General features: G+C 42.6%; 23 protein-coding genes. 8 read left to right on the top strand and 15 right to left on the bottom strand.

The window, feature by feature from the left end:
• Positions 1-94 precede the first annotated feature (94 nt).
• From H539_RS0117675 to H539_RS0117665, 3 genes are all read right to left on the bottom strand, one after another.
• Positions 95-865 (bottom strand): TIGR01457 family HAD-type hydrolase, encoded by a 771-nt coding sequence (locus H539_RS0117675; RefSeq protein ID WP_026694611.1) that lies wholly within the window; start codon positions 863-865, stop codon positions 95-97.
• Between the two features lie 392 nt (positions 866-1257).
• Entirely contained in the window at positions 1258-1791 is a 534-nt protein-coding gene (locus H539_RS0117670; RefSeq protein WP_342664019.1) for a DUF86 domain-containing protein, read from the bottom strand.
• The gene (locus H539_RS0117665; protein ID WP_026694609.1) at positions 1748-3052 is read right to left on the bottom strand and encodes a GGDEF domain-containing phosphodiesterase; all 1305 of its coding nucleotides are present in this window, start codon (positions 3050-3052) and stop codon (positions 1748-1750) included. Before H539_RS0117665 ends, H539_RS0117670 begins: the two co-directional genes overlap by 44 nt.
• Positions 3053-3235: 183 nt before the next feature.
• On the opposite strand from H539_RS0117665, the gene H539_RS0117660 reads away from it, so the two are divergent.
• Both H539_RS0117660 and H539_RS0117655 read left to right on the top strand, forming a co-directional pair.
• Entirely contained in the window at positions 3236-3502 is a 267-nt protein-coding gene (locus H539_RS0117660) for a DUF3055 domain-containing protein (protein WP_026694608.1), read from the top strand.
• Positions 3503-3556: 54 nt separating this feature from the next.
• Positions 3557-3844 carry a hypothetical protein gene (locus H539_RS0117655; protein WP_026694607.1) on the top strand — a complete coding sequence of 96 codons (288 nt, stop codon included), beginning with the start codon at positions 3557-3559 and terminating at the stop codon, positions 3842-3844.
• Positions 3845-3925: 81 nt separating this feature from the next.
• Here H539_RS0117655 and H539_RS0117650 read toward each other — a convergent pair whose 3' ends face one another.
• Entirely contained in the window at positions 3926-4201 is a 276-nt protein-coding gene (locus tag H539_RS0117650; protein WP_026694606.1) for a YutD family protein, read from the bottom strand.
• A gap of 162 nt (positions 4202-4363) precedes the next feature.
• Here H539_RS0117650 and H539_RS0117645 point away from each other — a divergent pair, with 162 nt between their 5' ends.
• Positions 4364-5380: a M23 family metallopeptidase gene (locus H539_RS0117645; protein ID WP_026694605.1), complete on the top strand. Its 1017-nt coding sequence runs from the start codon at positions 4364-4366 to the stop codon at positions 5378-5380.
• A 22-nt stretch (positions 5381-5402) separates the two neighbouring features.
• Here the strand turns inward: H539_RS0117645 and H539_RS0117640 are convergent, their stop codons facing one another.
• Entirely contained in the window at positions 5403-6506 is a 1104-nt protein-coding gene (locus H539_RS0117640) for an HD-GYP domain-containing protein (RefSeq protein WP_026694604.1), read from the bottom strand.
• Between the two features lie 289 nt (positions 6507-6795).
• On the opposite strand from H539_RS0117640, the gene H539_RS0117635 reads away from it, so the two are divergent.
• The 3 genes from H539_RS0117635 (at position 6796) to H539_RS0117625 (ending at position 8731) form a co-directional block, all read left to right on the top strand.
• Positions 6796-8019, top strand: coding sequence for an ammonium transporter (locus H539_RS0117635; protein WP_026694603.1), 1224 nt, complete (start codon positions 6796-6798; stop codon positions 8017-8019).
• A gap of 14 nt (positions 8020-8033) precedes the next feature.
• Positions 8034-8396 carry a P-II family nitrogen regulator gene (locus H539_RS0117630; protein WP_026694602.1) on the top strand — a complete coding sequence of 121 codons (363 nt, stop codon included), beginning with the start codon at positions 8034-8036 and terminating at the stop codon, positions 8394-8396.
• A 77-nt stretch (positions 8397-8473) separates the two neighbouring features.
• A complete protein-coding gene (locus H539_RS0117625) occupies positions 8474-8731 on the top strand; it encodes a sigma-G-dependent sporulation-specific acid-soluble spore protein CsgA (protein WP_026694601.1) in 258 nt (85 codons plus the stop codon).
• Positions 8732-8976: 245 nt separating this feature from the next.
• Here the strand turns inward: H539_RS0117625 and H539_RS31665 are convergent, their stop codons facing one another.
• Entirely contained in the window at positions 8977-9129 is a 153-nt protein-coding gene (locus H539_RS31665) for a hypothetical protein (protein WP_155890122.1), read from the bottom strand.
• Positions 9130-9369: 240 nt separating this feature from the next.
• Here H539_RS31665 and H539_RS0117615 point away from each other — a divergent pair, with 240 nt between their 5' ends.
• Positions 9370-10146 (top strand): TraR/DksA C4-type zinc finger protein, encoded by a 777-nt coding sequence (locus H539_RS0117615; protein WP_026694600.1) that lies wholly within the window; start codon positions 9370-9372, stop codon positions 10144-10146.
• Between the two features lie 286 nt (positions 10147-10432).
• Here the strand turns inward: H539_RS0117615 and H539_RS0117610 are convergent, their stop codons facing one another.
• Genes H539_RS0117610 through H539_RS0117600 form a run of 3 tightly spaced genes read right to left on the bottom strand, consistent with a single transcriptional unit; the run spans position 10433 to position 13037 of the window.
• The gene (locus H539_RS0117610; RefSeq protein WP_026694599.1) at positions 10433-10735 is read right to left on the bottom strand and encodes a YunC family protein; all 303 of its coding nucleotides are present in this window, start codon (positions 10733-10735) and stop codon (positions 10433-10435) included.
• A 59-nt stretch (positions 10736-10794) separates the two neighbouring features.
• Positions 10795-12138, bottom strand: a complete 1344-nt coding sequence (locus H539_RS0117605) for a bifunctional metallophosphatase/5'-nucleotidase (RefSeq protein WP_026694598.1) — start codon at positions 12136-12138, stop codon at positions 10795-10797.
• Positions 12139-12188: 50 nt separating this feature from the next.
• Positions 12189-13037: a DUF72 domain-containing protein gene (locus H539_RS0117600; protein WP_026694597.1), complete on the bottom strand. Its 849-nt coding sequence runs from the start codon at positions 13035-13037 to the stop codon at positions 12189-12191.
• Between the two features lie 340 nt (positions 13038-13377).
• On the opposite strand from H539_RS0117600, the gene H539_RS28990 reads away from it, so the two are divergent.
• Entirely contained in the window at positions 13378-13956 is a 579-nt protein-coding gene (locus tag H539_RS28990) for a hypothetical protein (protein ID WP_180321061.1), read from the top strand.
• Positions 13957-13975: 19 nt separating this feature from the next.
• Here the strand turns inward: H539_RS28990 and H539_RS0117590 are convergent, their stop codons facing one another.
• From H539_RS0117590 to H539_RS0117565, 6 genes are all read right to left on the bottom strand, one after another.
• The gene (locus H539_RS0117590) at positions 13976-15850 is read right to left on the bottom strand and encodes a terpene cyclase/mutase family protein (protein WP_026694596.1); all 1875 of its coding nucleotides are present in this window, start codon (positions 15848-15850) and stop codon (positions 13976-13978) included.
• A 213-nt stretch (positions 15851-16063) separates the two neighbouring features.
• Positions 16064-17482 (bottom strand): amino acid permease, encoded by a 1419-nt coding sequence (locus H539_RS0117585; RefSeq protein ID WP_026694595.1) that lies wholly within the window; start codon positions 17480-17482, stop codon positions 16064-16066.
• Positions 17483-18181: 699 nt separating this feature from the next.
• The gene (locus H539_RS0117580; protein WP_026694594.1) at positions 18182-19561 is read right to left on the bottom strand and encodes a Mur ligase family protein; all 1380 of its coding nucleotides are present in this window, start codon (positions 19559-19561) and stop codon (positions 18182-18184) included.
• A 248-nt stretch (positions 19562-19809) separates the two neighbouring features.
• Positions 19810-20943 (bottom strand): UDP-N-acetylmuramoyl-tripeptide--D-alanyl-D-alanine ligase, encoded by a 1134-nt coding sequence (locus tag H539_RS28985; RefSeq protein ID WP_051348659.1) that lies wholly within the window; start codon positions 20941-20943, stop codon positions 19810-19812.
• Positions 20944-21918, bottom strand: a complete 975-nt coding sequence (locus H539_RS0117570) for a YheC/YheD family protein (protein ID WP_026694593.1) — start codon at positions 21916-21918, stop codon at positions 20944-20946.
• Between the two features lie 169 nt (positions 21919-22087).
• Entirely contained in the window at positions 22088-23317 is a 1230-nt protein-coding gene (locus tag H539_RS0117565) for an ATP-grasp domain-containing protein (protein ID WP_026694592.1), read from the bottom strand.
• Positions 23318-23347: the final 30 nt, after the last annotated feature.

Here is a 23347-nt window from a genome sequence, read left to right as displayed (position 1 = left end):
CTATGTCACTTTTCTGAATAAACTGTCAACCGAACCAGAAAGAGACAAATAAAAAAACAGCCGGCATTTCTGCCAGGCTGTCATAAAACCATTTTTAATCCATAAACTTCCACAGATCCAGTGTATGGACGGTATAAGTAGGCTGTTGATCGTAATTCCCCAGCAGTTCAGGAGTGGTTACACCTGTATGAACCAGGAGAGTATCGATGCCCGAATTGATCCCGGCCAGAATGTCTGTATCATAATAATCCCCAACCATAAGGGTCTCCTCTTTCGGGGTGCCCAGCACCTTCATGGCTTGATCGATGATGACTGCTTCAGGCTTGCCGATAAAAATTGGCTTTACCCCGGTAGAAACAGAAACGACGGAGGTGATGGAACCATTTCCCGGCAGGAATCCTCTTTCTGTCGGAAGAGCTATATCAGCGTTTGTGGAAATGAGGACGGCGCCCTTCCGCACGGCGAGGCATGCTTTCGCAAGCTTTTCATACGTGATTTCACGGTCAATCCCCATCACGACAAAATCGGGATCGTCTTCTTTAAAAAAGAACCCCTTCTCCTGAAGAGCATTTTGGATTCCTTCTTCACCGATTACATAGACAGAAGCCCCCGGCTTTCGTTCATGGATAAAGTTCGCGGTCGCCATACTCGTCGTAAACACCTGATGATCCTTTGCCGGGATTTTGAAATCCCTCAGCTTGGCAGCGACCTGGCCCGGCGTCCTTGAAGAATTATTGGTTACAAACAGATAAGGAATCCCCCTGCTCCTAAGACCCTCAATGAAGCCGCCTGCTTCCTCAATCACCTCATTCCCTCTGTAAATAGTGCCGTCTAAATCGATTAAATATCCTTTATATCTTTTCAATTCAAACCCCTCCTGTAAAACCGTTAATTCCAAAGTATCATATATGCAGACATCGTTCTATTATGGTGCCCCCGGATGGATTTAATACGAAGGCTGTTTTCGTAAACATTTTGGCTTGGAACAAGTCGGTTGATTTCCGTTCCAGGAGGCAGAGACCCGATAAAGAAGACTTGCCGATTGGCGAGCGATAGCGAAGACAGAAGCTTAGTCGCAGTTTAAAGCTTTGGAGCTGGATCAGGAGTCTCGCACCTTCCGCTCCAATCAACCTGTTTTTACAATGGAATTGCCTCACATACTTTAAAAAAGCAACAATTTCTTAGAACAGAGCCAATACAAAAAAAGGAATGAAGGAGCCCTGCAAAAACCGCGTGCTCTTTCATTCCTTTTCAACCTTACTCGTTTTTGAAGGCAGATACTGGCCCCAATTCGTCAGTAAGGTACTTTCTTATTTTTTCCGGAAACGCTTTAAATGCAGAGAAAGATTCCTTCATTCCGCTTCTAAGCTCGTCCCTTGAAATATCTATATAGTTCTGAACAAGCATCTTCCGCAGCGGAATGGTCTTTTTAAAGGAAACAGCCATTTCACTTGTGATAACCTTTTCATCTTCCAGAATATCAATAATATCCTCAAAGCTCCCTGGATCTCTCATAATGAATCCATCAATCATGGCATTCCCAGAATCCAGGACAGAATCGATCATGATCTGGGAGACCCTTTCAAAAGCAAGTGCTTCTATGGATGCTTCCAGGCTTCCCTCCGCAAGCTTTTCAAACAAATTGATTTGGTTCTCCAGGCAGCGAAGAGTATTCTCAATCTTTTCGCGGTCTACAAAATACATAGCAGCATATCCTTTCCGGTATTGATCAGGATCAGCACCCGATTCACAAAGGAACCCCTGCCTGTTCGAACCTTGCCGGCCTTGCATAGAAGTATCCCTGGGCGAGGTCCACCTTGTTCCTGTGCAGGACCTTGGCCTCCTCCTCGGATTCTATCCCTTCGGCAACAACCACCGACCCTGCTTCTCTTGCAATCAGCAGGAGTCCTTTTAACATTGATTCCTTCACTGTGCTGTGATGAATATCCTGAATGACAGTACGATCAATTTTAATGATATCAGGCATTATTTCACTGATTGTATGCAGGCTTGCATATCCTGCCCCTGTATCATCGACGGCAATCCTAAATCCCATAGACCTCAGGCTCCTTACATTTTCTGCAAGGCCGCTGATTTCGTCTATGTCGTCCCTTTCAGTAATTTCTATGACGATCTGGCCCGGTTTTACATTTCCGTATTGTAACAGCACCTTCTCCATGTCCCCGATGAATCTTGAGTTTCCCAGGGTAATGGGGGTGAAATTAATGAAAACATCACTTGAGAAGTCATTCCTGGAAACCTGCTGAAAGGTTCTTTCTAGTACAACCATTTCTAAATCATACAGCATACTTGTCTGTCTGGCTACGGAAAACAATCTAAGCGGGCTTTCAAGCATGGAACCCTGCGGACCTCTCGTCAGTATCTCATAAGCTTTAATATTCTCTGTCGCCACATCCATAATAGGCTGTGCAAGCAGGTGAATGTTCTTTGTCTCAAGCAGCTTCTGCATCTGAAAAAGCATTTCATTAAAGGCGGAATGAATTCTTTTCTCCGCCATGGCAGCTGCCTGCTGGTGCGCCTTATTAAAGGCTTCCCGGACAGGGTCACCATTCTTTTCCACAAACATATATCCAGTTTCGATATCCGGAATAACCTTAGGATAATTCAGGATGAGCCTTTCTTTAACCTCCTGCAGAACCAGCAGTGAAATATGCTCCGCCTCCAGAAGGCTGTGTTTTTGGGAATCCAGCTTCAATAGGAGAGTGATACACTCATAATTATAATCGTGAAGGGCAAGAATGTCCTTTTTCGGCACTTTATCCTTGATAATTTGGGCAAAGCTTTCTTTTAGAACCTGGAGGTATACATCATGCTCTGTTTTTCCGATTTGTTCGTTAATCTGCCGTAAATTCTTTATATTATATACAATAACCGCTACTTCACCGCCCTGCCTTAATGCCCGCTTCGTACACGAGACAATGGTATCCCGCAGGATGAATGGCGGCGGATAGTACCGGATCATGGAATGCGGCAAAAATAACTTTAGCCATTGTGCTATTTTGTATGTATTCTTGGAATGCCTATGAGTCATTTCACCTATTCCTTTCCATATTTCTTAGGGTGTCATAGTCATATTATCACATACAGGGAAAATTTTGTCTCCTTTCTCTGAATTCGCAGGAAAATAATTCTGCATAATAAAGGTTTTTTCTACAGGGCTGTATAAAAGATATAAGGAGCCAGGAGTACTACTTGGTAATGGAGGAGGGTAACATTGGGAGAACGTTTATTTTTATATGATGACCTTTTAAACGCTAAAACAAGATTCGTCAGTTTTATGGGGGATAATTCCCGTTATGATCTGGCCATCATCTCGACAGACCGCTTTTACGGCAAGCAGATCGTCCTGGATCTCCAGAGCAGCCATTTTGCTATCATAGGAAGCGATGATCTGGAAGAGGAAGGCTACATTGAGCATGTATTTAAACTTTCAGAAGAGGAAGCGGCTGAATTGATTTCCTTTCTGCATGAGGTGGTGTAATCATTTTCGCAGGCTATTGGGGCATACTATCCAAAATGCTCTGGAGGCAAAAAAATGAAAAATGATTCCTACCATGATTTTGCTAATGTTGAAAAAACGGCACAATACTTAATTCCGGAAGAATTTCCGGAAGGAGCCTACGGCGCTCCCATGAATGCAGCTGAGGCTGTCCAAAATAAAAGCACTGCCTGGAAGAAAGGGCAGCGTCATTATTCAGCTTTTAATTATGAAAACAAAACCCTGCATGAAAATAAACCACGACAGATGGAGGGCGCACATCCAACCCATGATGATCCAGAAAAAGGAGAACAGCCCCCATACACCCAGACAGGGAACAGCTGAATCACCTCTTCGATAAAAGGCAGCCACTTAAGGGTTCGAGCCCCTCAGGCTGCCTCTTTTCTATTCCCACAAGAAATCGGTTCATTTTTTAATCTTCTTCACTACAAAATATGGGCACCCGAAATTACAAAACTCATAGAGATACTCGGAAACAGTGCTTATCTTTGTATCAAAGGCCGCTTTCTGGTTCTGATCATCAAAAAAACCCTTCAGCCTTAATTGTCCGTAGCCCCAATCCCCAAGAATATAATCATATTTATTTAAAATCTCGCTGTATCTCGCTCTAAAGGCCTCTTCATTAAAGCCATCGCTTCTTTCATCCACCAGCTCATAGCAAATATTATTGATCTCGATCACGTCTATCACCTCGCCTAACAAAATTATAACGTATTCCCCATGAATTTCTAAACGATATTTACAAAAAAGTGGCTTTTTCTGCTTGTTTTCCATAATTTATCCCACATGAAAACAGAATGCAAAGGCGCAAACTATTGTCATCTATTCGAAAGGGGTGTGGAGGTGCGTTTACTCTTTTTTATCCTTACAGCTGGGACTGTTTTGTTCAATAGTTTTTTTATGCTTCCGTCTGATATGCACGCCGCCTCATCTGTGCCCAATGACGCGTATAAATTGAAAACAAGAATGAGCTTGTATCAGTTTGTCGAAACAGCTACACAGCTTCCATGGTATTTAATCGCAGCTATAGATCAATATGAACATAGCAGAAGAAATGCAAGAAGAGATCTTCCCGATTCCACCGGACCCGTCGGAATCTATATGACAAGAGAAGAATGGGCCGGACTGCTTAATCCTGATAAAAATGATTCAAACCCTGCTTCCATTCAATTCTGGGGAGGCATGGGAACGGACGGGAACGGAGATGGCCGTGCGAGCATGACAACTAATGAAGACCTCCTGTTTTCCATTGCACACTATTTAATGAACTACGGGCATGATGAAGGAAACATACGGATTGGATTGTGGCATTATTATAGGCGGGATAAGGCAGTGGGAATCATCATGGGAAATGCTCGATTATTTAAGAAGTTTAAAACCTTAGACCTCAATAAAAAAGTATTTCCTGTACCTGTACGGACCCATTACACCTATAGAGGAACCTGGGGGGTGGCAAGGGGATGGGGAGGCCGCCGGACACACGAGGGGACTGATATCTTTGCAGATTATGGCCTTCCAGTGCGTTCTACCTGCTATGGCATTGTAGAGATGAAGGGATGGAACAAATACGGCGGGTGGAGGATTGGAATCCGCGATATTAATAACACCTATCATTATTTTGCCCATCTCAGCGGCTTTGCAAAGGGCCTTAAGACAGGACAGGCTGTCAGCCCAGGTACTTACATCGGAGGTGTCGGAAGCACCGGCTACGGTCCTCCGGGCACATCAGGCAAGTTCCCTCCGCACCTTCATTATGGACTTTATAAGGATAATGGTTTGACAGAATGGTCCTTTGATCCCTATCCATTATTGCGGGTCTGGGAAAGAAACGATTTAAATGCCAGAATCAAAAGAAAATAGAGGCCCTCGTATGGGCCTCTATTTATGCTTGAAGCACGAACGAGCCGGTATCGCAGCCAGTAATGATGACATCTAATTGGGCTTCAAGGTCTACTTCATAAGTTGATTCCAGAAGTTTTCCTTCTTCCTCAAAGATCTCGACCACCGGTCTGTCGCTGACATCGTGATTCTGTCTGCTTACCACAGCCTTCCTGCCGTCATTTAATCTGACCACAAGGCTGTTCGGATAGATGGCCACTGATTTCCTGAAAGCTTTTACGATATCTCTATCAAATTGTGTTCCTGCACCTGCATATAGGATCTCCAAGCCTTCATGCGGAAGCATGGCACTCCTGTAGCTCCTATTGGAGGTTACGGCATCAAACACATCTGCTACCGCAATGATTTTCCCAAAGTGATGGATATCCTCCCCTTTAAGTCCCCTTGGATAACCGGAACCGTCCAGCCGTTCATGATGCTGATAGGCGCAATGCGCTGCAATAATTGGAATAGAAGAGATATCTTTTAACATCTTGAAGCCATTCTCAGCATGATTTTTTATCTCGCTGAATTCTTCCTCTGTAAGCCGGCCAGGCTTTAAAAGAATATCCAAGGGAACAGCAAGCTTCCCAACATCATGGAGCAAGGCCCCTAAAGCAAGCGTCTCCAGCTTGCACCTGGTGAGCTTTAATTTAATCCCTACTGCAATGGTGTAAAGAGTCACATTGAGCGAATGTGTAAAAATATAACTGTCATACGTATATACATCTGTCAGTAATTGCACAAGATCTTGATGTTTATGTAATTCTTGAACAAGCTCTGAGACAAGGCCCTTGAAATGTCTTGTCGTTTTTTCGAGTACCACTGTCGTACTCATCTGCGGCTCCTCCTGAAGCTCTCGAAAAGCAGAATAAATGCTGCTTACAGCCTTCCGCCTTAATTCTGCAGATACAGTTTCTACAACCTTAATGTGGGAAGTAAGCGGATCAAAAATATGTACAAAGGGTATATTAAGCTCCTTCAGACGGATGATATGCCTGTCTGTCAGGGTTACCCCTTCATTAAGCAAAGCTTTCCCTCTTTCATTATATATACTTCTCCCCAGGACAATTCCTGGCTTCAATAATTCAGTGGACATCAATCTCATAATTTTCCCCTGTCCTCTTCAAACTTCATATTGCCCTTGAGGCTGGCCCTTTATCGGACTCCTTCAGGTCTTTAGTCCTGTTTATTCCCCTAGATTATATCGACATTTTTACAAAAACTTTAACCGTTCAATTAATGATCTGGACAAAAACTAATGTTAGGTTTCATGACATAAAAATAATTTTCAGAATATTTTACATAAAAATCTCTTGTAAAAATCTTATTTTACTTATAAGATATATTTTATAACAAATCCATGTAATAAAATATAACATAACACAAAAGGGGTAATGAAGATGAATGACAGTGTATTTATGTTTTTTTGTACTCTTTTAGTCTGGATCATGACACCAGGGATCGCCTTGTTTTACGGGGGAATGGTCAGGAGCAAGAATGTCCTGAGCACTGCGATGCACAGCTATATTCCTATGGCCATTGTCTCTATTCTATGGGTTTTGATTGGCTACTCCCTTTCCTTTTCTCCTGGTTCCCCGCTAATCGGAAGTTTCGACTGGGCGGGTTTAAAAGATGTCACCTTTAAAGCAAATCCTGATTATAGTGAAACCATCCCTCACAATTTGTTCATGATGTTCCAGATGACCTTTGCGGTTTTGACCTCTGCACTGATTGCAGGAGCCGTGGCCGAAAGAATGAAATTCTCCGCATTCACCATCTTTACTATCCTGTGGTCTTTATTGGCCTATGCTCCGGTCGCCCACTGGGTATGGGGAGTCGGCGGCTGGCTTAGAGAGCTGGGTGCACTCGATTTTGCCGGCGGTAATGTTGTACACATCTCTTCAGGAGTGACGGGTCTGATTCTTGCCATCTATTTAGGCAAGCGCAAGGAATCAAATACAAGTACGCCGCACAATCTTCCGCTTACTCTGCTCGGCGGCTCCTTAATCTGGTTTGGATGGTACGGATTCAATGTAGGAAGCACACTGACCTTAAATGAATTAGCTATGACTGTATTTATTAATACCGCAGTTGCAGCAGCAGCCGGCATCCTCGGCTGGATCCTCATAGAATGGAAAATCAATAAGAAGCCTACTATGCTTGGCTCCATTTCAGGTGCCGTGGCGGGCCTTGTAGCGATCACACCAGCCTGCGGATTTGTCACACCAGCCTCTTCCATCATAATTGGGTTTGTAGGAGGAGCGGTCTGCTTCTGGGGAGTTTTCTCTCTGAAGAAAAAACTTGGATATGACGATGCTCTGGATGCATTTGGGCTTCATGGAATCGGCGGAACCTGGGGAGGAATTGCAACAGGATTATTCGCCACCACCTCTGTAAATTCAGGGGGGGCAGACGGAGTATTTTATGGAAATTTCACACTTCTGCTTAAGCAGCTTGCAGGGATCGGTGCCACGTATGTCTTCATTTCCATTGTTACCTTTATCATCATTAAGGTGATCCACACCTTTATGCCAATCAGGGTGAATGAAGAAGAAGAATACCTCGGGCTAGATCTTTCCCTCCATGGAGAAAAAGCCTACCATGAATCAAACATATAGGAGCTGGTAAAATAATGAGCGAAACATTAACGAAGATAGAAATCATTACCCGTCCGTCTAAATTTGACCAGCTCAAGCTGGAACTTGCCAAAATCGGCGTCAGCGGCATTACCGTCACCGACGCTCTCGGCTGCGGAATTCAAAAAGGGTTCGTTGAGCATTATCGGGGAGTAACAAGAGAAATCAATATGATTGAGCGGATCAAAGTAGAAATCGTGGTCTGCAAGGTTCCAGTTCAATCGGTAGTAGATACCGCCCGGAAAATCTGCTATACCGGAAAACCAGGCGATGGGAAGATCTTCGTCTATGAGCTGGCAAACGCCATTAAGATCCGTACAGGAGAAGAAGGCTGCGATGCACTGCAGAATGATAAATAATCCTTTTTGATTCTCCCGGTATGGAAACACTCCTTTTCACACAAAATAACTCCATATTAGTGCGGGGAGTGATAACAGTGGATCAATCACTGGGATATCTGAGAGAAATCCTGTCCGGCCATACAGGACAGGATGCGGTCGGGAAAAGATTATATGCCCGTCTATCCAAAAAAAATTATCCAGACGAAACAGCATTTGTCGATGAATTAACTGCTGAAGAAAACGACTATTTAAACAATATCCTTAAAGAAGCCATCGATTATTCCGATCAGGAAAAAGATTACGAACGTTCCAAACAGCTGAATGAAGTATACGAACTGCTAATGACCTATTGAGAAGGGCTCCTTTTAGAGGAGCCCTTTAGTTTCAAGAAGTATTAGTTGTCCGTCTCAGGCTGGAACGGTTGATTTCCGTTCCAGGCACTTCACTTTCCGCGGGGCGGGCGGTGAGCCTCCTCGGCATCGCCTGCGGGGTCTCACCTGTCCCGCTGCTCCCGCGCAGAACTATTCGGGCTATAAAATTTAATACGCAGATTTTTTAACGCTTATAGGGCTCCTTATTAGGAGCCCTTAATTTATTGTTAACTCCTGCCCGTAACACCCGGCGCATAATCCGTCTTTTTGTTATTAGAATGAGACTTGTTCGCTGGAGCATGTTCATCTTTTCCTTCGAGATACACCGATTTATGCTTCTCCTGAAGCTTATGGAATTTCGAAAAATCCTGGTTAACCATACAACCCCTCCTAAAATGCAAAATGGTTCCGCTCATATAGTATGACTCCTGCTCACCCTGATCATGCCCTTCACACTGCTGTTTCGCAGGTTGGAAAATGTTATTGCTTACATAATAACAGGATGTTTAACTGAAAATAAATTATAAATACAATTACTAGACGTCTTATCCATTATAGATATTAATGACCGCCGGACTGTCATTTTTGATCAATGCAGCGGCAAAGGAAGGAGTTCAATCATGGTTTCGCCTGCACAGACAGAACAGTTGAAGTCCATATTAACCGAGCAGAAAAAAAGCATCGAGGATCGATTTCAAATAAACAATTCATTCGGAATGGAATGGAGATTCCCACAGGAAAGTACAAGCGAGCTATCCGCATACGATAACCATCCCGCTGATCTTGGGACCGAGCTGTATGAAAGAGAAAAGGACCTTGCCTTAAATGAGCGTGAAAAGCTGGAATATTCGCAGATCAATCGTGCCTTGGAGGCCATACAGAACGGTACGTACGGCAGCTGTGAGGTTTGCGGGGATGACATCCCCAATGAGAGGCTCGAAGCGGTCCCAAGCACTACATTTTGCATAAAGCATGCCCCGCAGGCGGTCTCTCATGACCGGCCGGTAGAAGAAGGAGTTTTAATGCCTCCCTTTGGAAAATTTGATATGGATGAAATGGATGAAGACACCGCCTATGATGCGGAGGATTCCTGGCAGGATGCCGCTGAGCACGGCACTTCGAATTCACCATCAGATTTTGCCAATCCAAAAAATTTGTATGGAGATATGTATATTGAGGCCGAGGAACAGATCGGGTATGTAGAGTCTTATGAAAATTTTATCGGAAATGATATGTATGGTCAGAATATTACCGTTTACCCAAATGAGAGACACGAGGAATATGAAGCCGCACTGGATGAAGAGGGCATTATGACTACTTTCGGAGACCTTCATCCATATGAATTAGATCCTTATGTAGAGCCGGATGAGAAAAAAGCTGAAAAGGATTGGCCTTAAGCGGAATTCGATTACGTCCCTAAAAATAACGCAGGTGCAGAACAACGAAAACGTTTCTGCACCTGCTTTTGTTTGGTTAGACCAGGATCAGCTTATATACCCGAGCCCGGCTGATACATAGAGGGAGGGAAATTCCCCTTTCGTAATGATGAGTAAAATGAGCATAAATAGAGGTGAAAATTCCCTCTATCGACTGGAAAAACACAAAAATACTTTTTGGTTACCTCACTTAAGGACAACCCTTATTAACTGGGACTGCTAGAACGGAACCCTTTATATAGTTTTTTCAGCCAATGAGTAAAAGGGCATCTCTCACAGACATCCCTGGGACTACTCCTCTTTTTTCAGCTTCATAGGTGGCAGACTCAATCGTGCCCTCAAGCAGTTCGTCGAGCGTCTTCACCCCTACAGCTCTGCCTGCTATAATGCCTCTCTCCCTCAGCTTTTCGTTTAATAACCCAATGTCCAGGGCACCGCACATTACATATCCATTTTGGCCCGAAATAGCCAGAAGAGAGGTTTTCGGAAGCTCAACAGCCGTTCCGATGAACGTTTGCCCTCCAATCACAATTGCCTTCATGGTAACCATTTCTACCCACCAAGCCTTTTTTCTTATCCATATGAAAAAGAGCAGGCAGTGGTGAAGGGTTATAGTGATATTTTTTTCAGCTTGCTTTCCAGTACATCCCGTAAAAACTCGGGCATCAGATATCTCTTTGATGAGAGATGCTTTAATGACGGAAAATACCGGCCAAACGTAAACATATCTGGAATAGCCAGTTTGTACATTTTCTCCGGATTCAGGAGAGCCCCCTGAATCAAAATCTTCTCATTTTTAAATTCGATGGAATCGTACAGCATCCTTCCCATAATCGTACCTCTGAAGCCAAGCCCTTTAATCTGCATGCCCGGCCAGGATTCATCCCTGGATATCTCAAGGATCTCCTTCAATTCACTCCCTTTTATGTCCGCAATACAAGGATTAATCGGATGCGGACATATACGGTGTATATCGAATTTTGTAACGGTTCCTTTCGGCAGAGAATCCAGGATAAGACCCGCATTCAAAAAGGCACAGTCTGCTCCGCACCATTCCCTCAGCCCCTCACAAAGCATCTGCGGAAGCTGGGAAGGCTCATACAAGTCGGTCTTAAGTTCAAAAGGGAGTTCTGCCGATGGAATGCTTAATTCCCTTTTTCCCAATGAGTATAGGTGTTCTGAAAATTCCTTTTCGCCCTCTGCCGGAGGAAGCGAGGGAGTCTCATAGACAAATGCCCTGCTTCCAGCAGCGCTTAAAACGACATGTCCTATGTAATATCCATACTTTCCTGCGGCACAAATCAGGGTATGATCCATCTGTTTTCCTTCCGGGAGCACATGATGGGTATGGGCACCTAATATTACGTCAAGTCTGGGAAATCTGGAAGCCATTTTTTCATCATCAAATATCCCCAGATGAGAAAGGAGAACCAAGGAGTCAGCCTGCCCCTGGAGCCTGGCCATTTCTGCACGGACTGCTTCAAAAGGGTCTGTAATCTCCCAATCCAGCACTTTGTAGTAATTTGGATAACTTGCTGTTACCCCGATGAAGCCTATTTTCAGTCCATTTTGACATGAATGGATAAGCGATGGCAGGGCCCATGATGGGCGGTTTCCATCCAGCTGAAACAAATTGGCAGTAAGGACCTTAAACTCTGCTTTTGAATATAAAGAGTCCAGTTTATCATGAGGCATCGTAATTCCTTCATTATTGCCAATGACCCCATAATCATAGCCTGCGTCATTCAGGATCGCTATGTTTCCCTCTCCATACGTTCCCTCAGTATATGGATGGAAGCGGTCAATATGATCCCCTACGTCAATGACGATCATTTCCTCCCCTGCTTCTTGATGCATCCTTTTTCGCTGCTTGAGAAACTCTCTAATTCTCGGCCAATAATCAAAGTGGCTGTGCAGGTCGTTTGTATGGTAAATGTGAATATCTTTTTCCACAGCCTGTTCTCCTTCTACTCTGCCAGGATTCTAAGGAATGGCCTTATGACTTAAAACAGCCCCAGCTGCCTGGAAGTCAGGCCTTTATATTCCAGCCCTAACAGTTCAATCATTTCTTTAGCATTCGGCGCAGCATCTCCGCCGGAATTGTTATTAAATAATACATATACATCCTTGCTCTGCCTGTACAGATCCAGGATATGGCCCTTTAACTCTTCCAGCTCTTCACGGTTATAACGGTATAAGTATCTTACCTCACGCCATTCCTCCCCGGAAGCCTGACGCGTCCAGCCATGCACATTTCTCCCATGCAGCCGGAGCAGGGTTTTATCACTGCAGGTAGCAGTAACTTCCAAAGGGACCGATCCCTCTCCAGACTGCGGCTCATCACAGACACTGTGAATCCAGCCTTCCTGTTTCATGAAGTCCAGGGTTTTTTCTTTATATTCGTCTCTGTACCAGCTCTGGTTCCTGAACTCAAGCGCTGCAGGTATCCCTTTCAGCTGATTTTTGCAATATCGTAAATACTCTACATTTTCCTTTGTGCAATCAAACCATGGCGGGAATTGAAACAGAACCATTGCAAGCTTCCCAGCCTCCATATAGGGTTCAACGGAAGCCCGGAACGCTGCAAACATTTCCTCCCTGCTGGAAAAAGGAATCTTTCCCCGCTGATGTCCAGTCATCCCCTGATACGCCTTGACAATGAATTGGAATGAGGCAGGAGTTTCGCCTATCCATTTTTCGACATTCCGTTTTGGCTGAATCGCATAAAACGCTGCGTCTACCTCGACAGCGGGAAAATGCGAGCTGTATTCCTTCAGCTTATCCCTTGGTGCTAGTTTATCCGGGTATAACGAGTCATGGTCTCCCCATCCTGTAACACCGATAAAAATCATACAGTTACCTCTCCAGATTTTTTATATTCCCTGCTAAATATGAACATTTAATGTGCTGCCGTAAACAAGTCAGTCTGTATAAATAACCACATAAGACTAAGCTTTTTTAGCCGGCTAATATGGATTTATTATAGCACAGGGCAGGATAACTCCCATCTAATCGGCTCTCCCAAGTAAGTCCTAAAGTCTTCCTATTATTTCCCCTGCATTGGTTCATTTACCCTGATTTCAGCGGCTTTATTCTTGCCCTTATTTCGTTAGCAAATTTTGATAGTTATCCCAAGGGTTTCACCGGGTATTTAACACAGGTCTGGCCCGAATGTTCCAGAGGGGGTATTTTATGTTTGGCATCAGTGATCTAGGCACATTCTTTGCTGCATTTTTCATTGTGGTTCCGCTCGTGACTTTTATCCATCTGGCAGGACATATTTTTTTTGCAGGCTTGTTTGGAGGAAGTGAGAAAAGAATCATCATCGGATGCGGTAAAAAACTGTTTTCGTTTTGGAAAATAGAAATACGGCTGTTTTATTTCTGGAATGGCGGCTGTGAATTCACCTCCCTGAAATACAATAACCGAGTCTCGAATACACTCATATTTCTTGGTGGTGCGCTTTTTAATTTGGCGAGCATCCTTATTTCCAATGTAATTATAAGACTTGGCTATCTGGAAGCCAGCGGTTACACCTACCAATTTCAATACTTTTCATTCATCACCATGTTCTTTTCCCTGTTTCCCATGCATTTCCAGGATGGAATACCCAGTGATGGCCGTGCCGTCTGGCTCTTATGGAGAAATAGGATTAAAGACAAATATACAGCTGACCTTGCCTTCAAGCGAAAAGAGGAAAGAGAAATGGATATAACTACAGAAACCCGTAATAAAGAACAGCATGGAAATGCGCGGCATGGAAGTAAATGACCTTCTCTGCCGCGCTTATTTATGATTTCTCCTTCTGCAAATAATGACTAAGGCACAACAAGGGAAAGATATATCGGTAGCTATGGTAGTGAATGTAGAAAAAATTAGCCATTCCCTGACCAGCAGGATAGGCAATGGTCCAATCCTCTTTTCCACCCTCATTGACAAGCCAGGCGATTGCCTTTTCAACTTGCGGCAGCCTGCGTCCATACAGCGCAATCAGCGCGTCTGCGGCCCAGGCTGTGTGAACTGCCGTACTGCAGCCAAGAGGCTCATATCTTCTGTTTATATCACTATAGCAGGACTCTCCCCAGCCGCCATCAGGATTTTGAATTTGCAGGAGCCAGTTAGCTGCTTTTTTGATTTGGGGATGCAAAGGTGATTCTCCAGCAGCCATTAATCCGGTCAATGCAGCCCAGGTTCCATAAATATAGCAGATTCCCCATCTTCCGTACCAGGAGCCGTCCTTCCTCTGATGCTTATAAAGCCATTTGATTCCTTTCTTCAATTTCCTTTCCCCTGTCTTGAGCCGCTCATACCTGCCAAGAAACTCCAGCGTCCTGCCGGTTAAATCAGGTGTTGAAGGATCTGTAAGAATATACTCTGCTCCCTGGATCGGAAGAAGATGCAGGAGCTTTTTATCCACATTTCGTTCAAACGCCGGCCAGCCGCCATCGTCATTCTGCATGGACAGCGTAAAGCTGAAGCCGCTTCTGAAGGATTCCTTTACATTTCCCGCTTCATAGCTGCTAAACAGCGCCCTTAATGAGGCAGTGGTATCATCGACATCCGGGTTGATTGTATTGGAGTCCGAAAAACCCCATCCGCCAGGGAATGCATGGGGATTGTGTAGAATCCAGTCTCCATATTTATTCTGCTGGCGCGAAAGCAGATAGGCGTTTGCCCTCCTGACCGACTCATCCGCAGCTGGCAGCCCTGCCTCCTGCAGGGTATAGCTTATCAAGGATGTATTCCATACATTTGCTGTTGTATATTGCATATGTACCTGGCCGTCAATGCGGCAAGCCATGGCTTTCAGGCCGTTAACCGCACGCAGGATGACTCTGTCCTCCTTCGGATAGCCCAGCGCAAGCAAAGCCATGATCATATAAAAGGTTGAGCTGAAATAGCTATAGAGCGTTCCATCCGATTCCATGTGCCCAAGCATATAACGCTTGATCCCTTCTATTGCTAATGAATGCAAATGATGAGGAAGCCCAATCAAGGCCTTGACTCCATGTTTTACCGTATTAAAGAAATTCCCCAGCCCGCCCCTTTCAAATTCTTCCCAGTCCTCCTCCTCCCTCCCCTGGGATAACTCCTCAAGGGAAGGAGAAGCGGCTGTCATCAATTGAAACTTTTTATTCCCAAGCAGCAGCAGCGGGATGATATTCGATCTGCCAAACACTGAAATATCATAGATACTTATCAGAAACGAGGAAGGGAGGAGCACGACCTCGATCGGAATCGGAAAAACTGCCGGCCATTTATACTGCCCGGTCACCGCCAGCAGAATTTTCGTGAACATCGCCGCCTTCCTAGGCCCGCCATTATCAAGGATAAACTGTTTAGCCGCCAGCATATGCGGATCCGTTTTCTGCCTGATCCCGGAAAATAAAAGAGCATAATAGCAGTCAATGGTCAAAGAGAGATTCCCTTCCTTTTCATCGTAAAACAGCTTCCATGCCCCGTTATCTTCCTGTCTGCTTTCTATTCGGGCCACAAGCTTTGCAATAAGTTCCTCCTCTTTCCATTCTAAAAGCCTAAACAAGATAATCATATAAGCATCTGTAATAAATCCAGTTTCAAATGGATAAGCCCAAGAACCATCCTCTTTTTGATCCCTTTTAAGGATCGCAATGATCCGCTCCACCTCTTTCTGTACATACTGCATATTTCCACCGCCCGCAATTATAATTTATTGCACATTCTATTTTATTAGGGACTGCCTGGCCATTAAGACAGAAATGTTAGTCATAACTAACTGTACTTTTTGCGGGCGGTTAAACAGACAAAATCCTCTTTTTTTCTATAAAACCCCATGATAATAATAAAAACGCCGGGCTTACCGTTAGGCCCGGCGTTACTTTAAATAGCCATAAAGGTTTTATAGGCTCTTATAACTCGGATTAATCTCCGTTCCTGCTTGCTGTTGGATACCATGCATTCTCTTTTCACCAGCAAACTTATAATACAGAAAGCAGGCAATCATAAAAGGAATACCGCAATATAAAGAAATTCTCTGCTCTGGAATAAATGCCAGGCTTACAATCACTGCACTATTAAGAATTATTGCAAGAATAGGCACGATCGGATATAGAGGTGTTTTATATTTCAGCTCTTCCACTTTTCCCCCTTCTCTGAGGAACTGTTTTCTGCCAAGAAGATTGGAAACTGAAATAGAAAGCCAGATAAATACTGCGCCAAATCCAGCGATAGACAAGAGCCATAAATAGACAGTATCTTTTGCATAAACGCCTGATAATAAGGACAGACAGCCGACAGCCATACTTACAGTCAGTGCAAGCATAGGCACTCCCCGCTTATTCAGTTTTCCGAAAGCCGGGCTGATCATTCCCTTCCTTGACATGGACCAGAGCATACGTGAAGTAGCATAGAGGCCGGAGTTTGCCACAGACAAAACAGCGGTTATGATTACAAAGTTCATAATATCGGCTGCATAAGGAATCCCAATCCCATCAAACACTTCTACAAAGGGACTCTCTACCAAACCAGCCTTTTTCCACGGGAATAAAGCAGAAAGAATGAATATTGAAAGTATAAAAAAGATAAGAATTCGCCATACCGTGTTTTTGATTGCTTTAGGAATGGTTATTTCCGGTTCCTTGCTTTCCCCGGCAGTTATACCTACAAGCTCAGTGCCCTGAAATGAAAAATTAACGGCGATCATGGTGACTACAATGGCTCCCAGACCTTTCGGAAAAAGCCCTCCATGCTCTGTAAAGTTCGTAAACATGGGAGCCGGTTTTCCATGTAAGTGGAGAAGGCCAAACATGACTGCTCCTCCTACTAAAATAAAGGCAATAATGGTAATGACCTTAATGCCCGCAAACCAAAATTCAACTTCTGCAAAACTCCGGGTAGACAGGGCATTGATTGCAAATAAAAGCACTGCAAAAATGATGCACCAAATCCAAGTTTGAACATGGGGAAACCATCTTTCCATCAGCAGGCTGACGGTTATAAGCTCAAGCCCGATTGTAACAGCCCAGTTTAACCAGGACATCCACCCGACCACATATCCTGCAGAAGGAGAAATGTACTTAGCGGCATAACTCTGGTAAGAGCCTGCATCAGGCATTCTTACCGCTAATTCACCCAGGCAAAGCATAGTGAGATACATGACAAAACCACCCCAAATATAGGCAGCCAATGCACCTCCAGGGCCTGCTTCATGAATGGTAAAACCTGAACTCATGAATAACCCTGTCCCAATGACACCACCCAGTGCAATCATCAATACATGCCTGTTGGTAAGTTCCCTCTTTAATGTGTTTTCTCCCATATGTATCCCCCTTTAGAGTAAACTGCGAATCATGTAAGCGCTTAAAAAACTCTGCGGTTTATAAGAACTTGATTCTTTTATTCCCACCTTCAATTTTTATTATTTTCTGATAATTAATACCTTACAAGATTTTTTAAAAAGATACAAGAGAAAACCATGAAAAATCCAGTTTTAACAGCAGTTTTTTAGGTTTTATAAAATTTGGTTATTTATACATCTGTTTAATTAAATATACAAATATAACAAATGAATGTAAGACTCCATAAAAAAATGGTGAGGGCAGGAATTTTCTTTAAGGGAAATTTTGCCCACTTTGTTTTATAAATATTTGTTACAGCCACGTTCATTCTGTCGGAAATATCCATAACTGGTTATACTAATTATTTGAAACATTCCCTCTGCTCTAACACTTTCTGCTCTTTCATGTAAATCATATAACTATTACCAATTGTTTTCCCCTAATGAAATAAAATAGTATTTTAAAGATTAGAACAAATATAAATAAAGTATGTATTTAATAAAAAAGACCACTTCCGAAGAAGCAGTCTTTTAACTAAATTAAATATTACTTTATACTCTAAATCTGATGTTCAACTGTCTCCAACAGAGCTTGACCCTGCTGTTTATAATAGACATTAGTAGATACCATGTCCAACCCCATATCAGTGTTGAACTAGGAATATAGAACTGCTATTTGGGCTAGGTCTGCTTTATTATTAGTTTTTTCAATTGAATTATTGGTTTATCGGTTCCCGAACATTTAATGAGTAAAATACTGTCCGAATCTAAGTGCTGCTTAAGCAACGGAAGTACACCTTTGATGTTTGGAAAGGAGTAAACGTTACCGCGCATCCCGCTTGCTTCAGCTTGTTTACCTAACTCTGCTGCCATAGGACCCACTGTAATCAGTATGTCTACCCCGGTGTTTGCGATCATTTCACCTGTTTGATGATGAAGTTCCAAACTTAGGTTCCCCAAAGCCTTAATATCTCCAATTAGGGCTATTCTTTTCTTTCCTTTGGATACTCCGGTTAATGTTTCGAATGCAGTCTTTAAAGAAGTCGGGTTTGAATTCCATGTATCGTCCAGAATAATGGCTCCACCCATACCCTTGCTATATTCCAGATGAGAAGGGAGATTTTTAAAGGTAAGCATCCTTTGGGCTGCTGTTTTAAGGTCTACTCCCATTTGGTGGACCGCAGCAATGGCGGCCAAAAGGTTAAGAACCTGGTGTCGTCCATAGCCGGGAACAAAAAAGGGATACTCCATTCCCTGGAAATTAAGCATAAACTTCATTCCTTGATGGGAATATTCAATGCTGTTTGCCATATAATCAGCTGGTGAATCAATTCCAACGGTTATAACTCGGCCATGAAAGCCAGCTAATTGGATTTTTTTAATGTTTTCATCATCCATGTTTAGAATAAGTGTGCCAGTCTGCCCAACAGCCTCAACCATTTCTGCTTTTGCTTGAAAATAGGCTTCCGGTGTTTTACAGCCATCAAGATGGGTAATACCGATGTTGGTAATAATTCCAATTGTCGGCTTAAAGTATCTTGACGCAAGTAATACATCCCCCGGTTTTCCTACCGCTGTTTCGAAAACTGCAGCGTCTGTTGATTTGTCAATCGAAAGCAAGTAAGTAAAATGGTGGGTCCTTGAATTTGCCGTTGATATTGTCGCAGCAACCTTATGGTCAAAACTTAAAATATGCTTAATCATTTCTTTTGTGGTTGTTTTCCCACTTGTTCCGGTTACCGCTACAACAGGAATATTAAATTGGCTTCTATAAAAGCTGGTGAATCTCCAAAAAGCCTTCTCGACATCTTTAACCTTAATAACTGTGCAATTTTTCATTTTTGAAAATTGATTATAGATTGTATCCGTTACAATGACACATGGTGTGGACTTTTGGATCCTTGTCCAATCGATTTTCCACCTCTGTCTTAAAAAAAGGAGTTTGTCAGGCCCCATCTTTACTGTAAATAAAACAGCATCCTTAATTATAAAATCCCTCGAACCTTGAACCACTTCGCCATCAAGTATTTCACAGATATCCTTTACTGAATAAGAAATCATTAATCAACCCTCTTTCGCATTTCCGAATTGCTAATTAACCCTTTTTTGGATCTTATCCAAAGTCATTGACCCCATTCACTCGATTCTTCCAAAGCTTTTATAAACTATACTATGTTTCATATCTTGGTGAATCTATGATTCTAGGTATTTATTATAGTTAACTAAAGTGTGCGCAAGCTCTAAATCCTACTAAAAGAAAAATCTGGTTCAATCAAACCAATTAAGAACCAGGATTCCTTTATTCACATTTAAAATTCATTGAATACTTCAGTTTCGTCTGAGTAATAGTTAAGTAAAAATTCCACTGTCTCAAATAGATTTTGCTTGCTTGATCCTTTTACAAGAATGATTGTTCCCGGTTCTACTGCCTCTATAATTGCCTTATGAAGTTTTTTTCGGTTTAATCCGGTATAGTGCTTTGCTTTATCTTCTCCCATGCCTGCCGATAAAGCGCCTTCTGTAATATATTTTGAAAAGTTTCCATAGGTAAATAATTGACTAACCCCTTTAGTTGCCACGAATTTGCCAACGTCCAAATGGGCCTCCTCCATCAGTACACCTTGTTCACTCATACTCCCCAATACCGCTATTTTTTTATTTCTTCCTACCTGCACAAGAACTTCAACGGCAGCCTTCACAGCAGTTGGATGAGCGTGAACGGTATCATCAATCACGGTAATATCATCTTTTAAATGGTAAAAATGCAATCGGTGCTCTGGCCCGATGATGGAGCTAAGGCCATTTTGCATCTCTTGTGGTGAAAATCCCAAAAGATCTGCCACTGCAATAGCAAATAATGCATTATAAACATTATGGTGACCGTAAACAGGAATTATAAAGGGGTATTCTTTCCCATGCAAACGTACAGTAAACCCCATTCCTTCTTCATCAAAACGAACGCTTTCTGCATGAAAATTTCCTGGCTTCTCAATACCGACAGTCACGATTTTGCCTTTAAATGAAGATGTATGCAGCAATTCAGAGTTTTTATCATCCTGATTGATAAACAGAACCCCATCCTGGTCCATGCCTTTGATTATCTCAGATTTTTCTGCTGCCAGCTTTCCCAATTCACCATTAAAATTCCCAATATGCGCCATTCCAATATTTGTTATAACTGAGATATTAGGCTGGATAATGGAACAATGTTCAGCAATTTGGCCCGGAAAGCCCATGCCATATTCTAAAATTGCAGCCCGGTGGATGGGTCCAATCTTTTCTTTGTGCTTCGGCGTATTTTCAGTCGTATTATGATAATCGGGTGATTCAAAAACAATCCACTTTTCTCTTAATATGGAACTGATCATGGCCTTTACAGTCGTTTTACCGGCACTGCCTGTGACACCGATAGTTGGTTTTATTTTTGTAAAATCGATGGTCATTTAAGCATCCCCATTCTTTTCAAATAAAAGTAGAACATCTTTGAAGTGCTTTCTTACGAGTTCAACTACCTCAGTTTTCCATTGAATTTCATCCACCCAGATTTGCTTTAAATCGTCAAATTTTACATATAAAGAAATCTCTCCAAGTTCCCTGTATGTCTCTTCCAGGCTGCGGAGGAATCGAAAACAGAAGGTTTGAAAATTTCTTTGTGCTAAATTGGAAAAATTGTAGAAAGGATGCCCTAAAAAAACAGAGTTATCGTGTTCGTCTAAATACTGTTGATTCCTTAAATAAAATCTTGGAACAATCGTCCAAATTTCCCATTGGCTCTGCTTGTTTTTCTTAAGGCTTACTTTGAAGTCAAATACCTCTCCATCAACGGATCGATATAACAGATGCGGCTGAATGATATGTGGTTCCTGCTTTTGCAAGTTAATAATGAACCTGCTTAATTCTTCCTTGCTTTTCTCGAACGTATTCCCATCTCCTGTTACAAAAAAACGATTTCCTTTCTGTTCGACGGCATAATGTATAGAATTTGCAGCAGACTTTATCAAAACTTTTCGATACTCTTTCAAAATCCGGAAAAAATGTCCGGATGATTTTATTTTTTCTGAAGGAATCAGCTCCTGACGGAACTCGCCGTTTTGAAGCATCTCAAAAATGTCCCATCTATCCTTTCCAAGATGCCCCTGAATCGGGGGAAATACCACTGAATCCGCCCATCGCGGGTCTCCTTCTTTTATAAATTTTTCTTCCAATTCCATCAACAAGTTAGGGAGAGCTGAATGTGCCTTATGCCACCTTCCTCCCTCGAAGATATAACCCTCTATTGTCTTCGTGCTCCAATTCACTGCTTCCATTGAAAAGAAAATCAGTTCTATACCCAGGGCACTTGCTTCATTGGCATACAGTGGATACAGCTGATTTTTTAGAAGTCTCCCTTTCGGATATAACATCCCAATTTTACTCATTCGCTTCACCTCGCTGGATCATATATCTGATTAATAGCACTCTGGTAAGGTGCACGTTATTTTAAAAAAATGATTATTTATACCTTGCTGTCTTAATATAGGCAGCATTTACTCTTCTTCAAACGCTGAGTTATCTTCACCGAGAATAGTGGAGTTTTAGAGGATATCTCTACGTTTCATCATTACTTCTTATATGAAACTTGATCATCCCGGCTGCCTCCTTTGCAGCATCGCTTGCTTTGACGAGTGTGTCCCCTTTGGCAATCACATATGCATATCTGTGCCCCATCGATAATGGAGGAGTCAATTGCGCTCCCTTTCTAGGTTTAACATAAACTTCAACCACACCGGGTACTTTTCGTGCCTTTTGTTTTCCAGTTATTTTCTCTAACACACCCTTTTGGTCAACAGTCACATGTTGCGTAAACACAAAGTTATTGGTTTGTTTTTTGAGATTAGGAGTTTCACCAGCCAGCATTTGAATCGTTTCACGTACTAAACTATAACCAAAGGCAGCCTGAATCATTCTGTTCATGGCACCGCCGGATATTCTTGGATTAATCTCGATTAGTTTCCATCCCTTTTGAGTCAGCCTTAACTCCAAGTGGAATGCCCCAAATTTTATCTTCAAGGAGGAGACAATCGATCGTATGATTTCCCCAATGCCGTCTTCCAGGTCAGCGTCTACTTCTGCCAACACTCCGTACCCTGTTACAATGAACCGCTTTCTTCTGGTAATTTCTTGTTTAACTATAGCAGCTGTCAGTACTTCTTCATTAAAAACAAGGACCTCCACTAAATATTGGTCTCCCTCAACATACTCCTCGATAATAATCGTTTCATATGGATACTTTTCTTTAATCCTCGATAGGTTTTTCTCCAATTCCGTCCTATTTTCAGCAAATAACACATCCTTGGAACCGGTTGAAGTTGGAACCTTAACCATAACTGGATATGTTAACGTTTCCTGGAGGTGCTCTATCGGCAGATTTGTGTTTTTTTCAATGATTAAGAAAGCCGGAGTAAACTGTTCACTTTTAAAAAATTTCCTGGTCTCCTCCTTATTCTCCATGACGAAAATAGCTTCAGTGGACAAATAATTATGGCAAAATTCATCGGACAAAGCAGAAGCTATGTGAACATGCTGATCAATAAAACTTGTGATGACAACAATATCGTGTCCTTGATACTTTAGCACGTTAATGTGATTACTGATTTCTTCTCTGTTAATCGAATCTACCAGTATTAGTTGATGTACATCCGGGTATTCCTTTCGTTGTTCTAATTGCTTCTTTTGATTTGTAAAAACAACGGTATAATAGCCTAAATCGACTGCTGCTTTTACGGCGTCTCTACTGGAGCCAGATTTATTTATTCCGATAAAGATGATTGTTTTCACAAATTTCCCCTCCGTTTATTACGCACCCCT

This window comes from Peribacillus kribbensis DSM 17871, assembly GCF_000430765.1.
Classification (GTDB): domain Bacteria; phylum Bacillota; class Bacilli; order Bacillales; family DSM-1321; genus Paraperibacillus; species Paraperibacillus kribbensis.
This window is presented reverse-complemented; position numbering and strand designations above follow the sequence as displayed.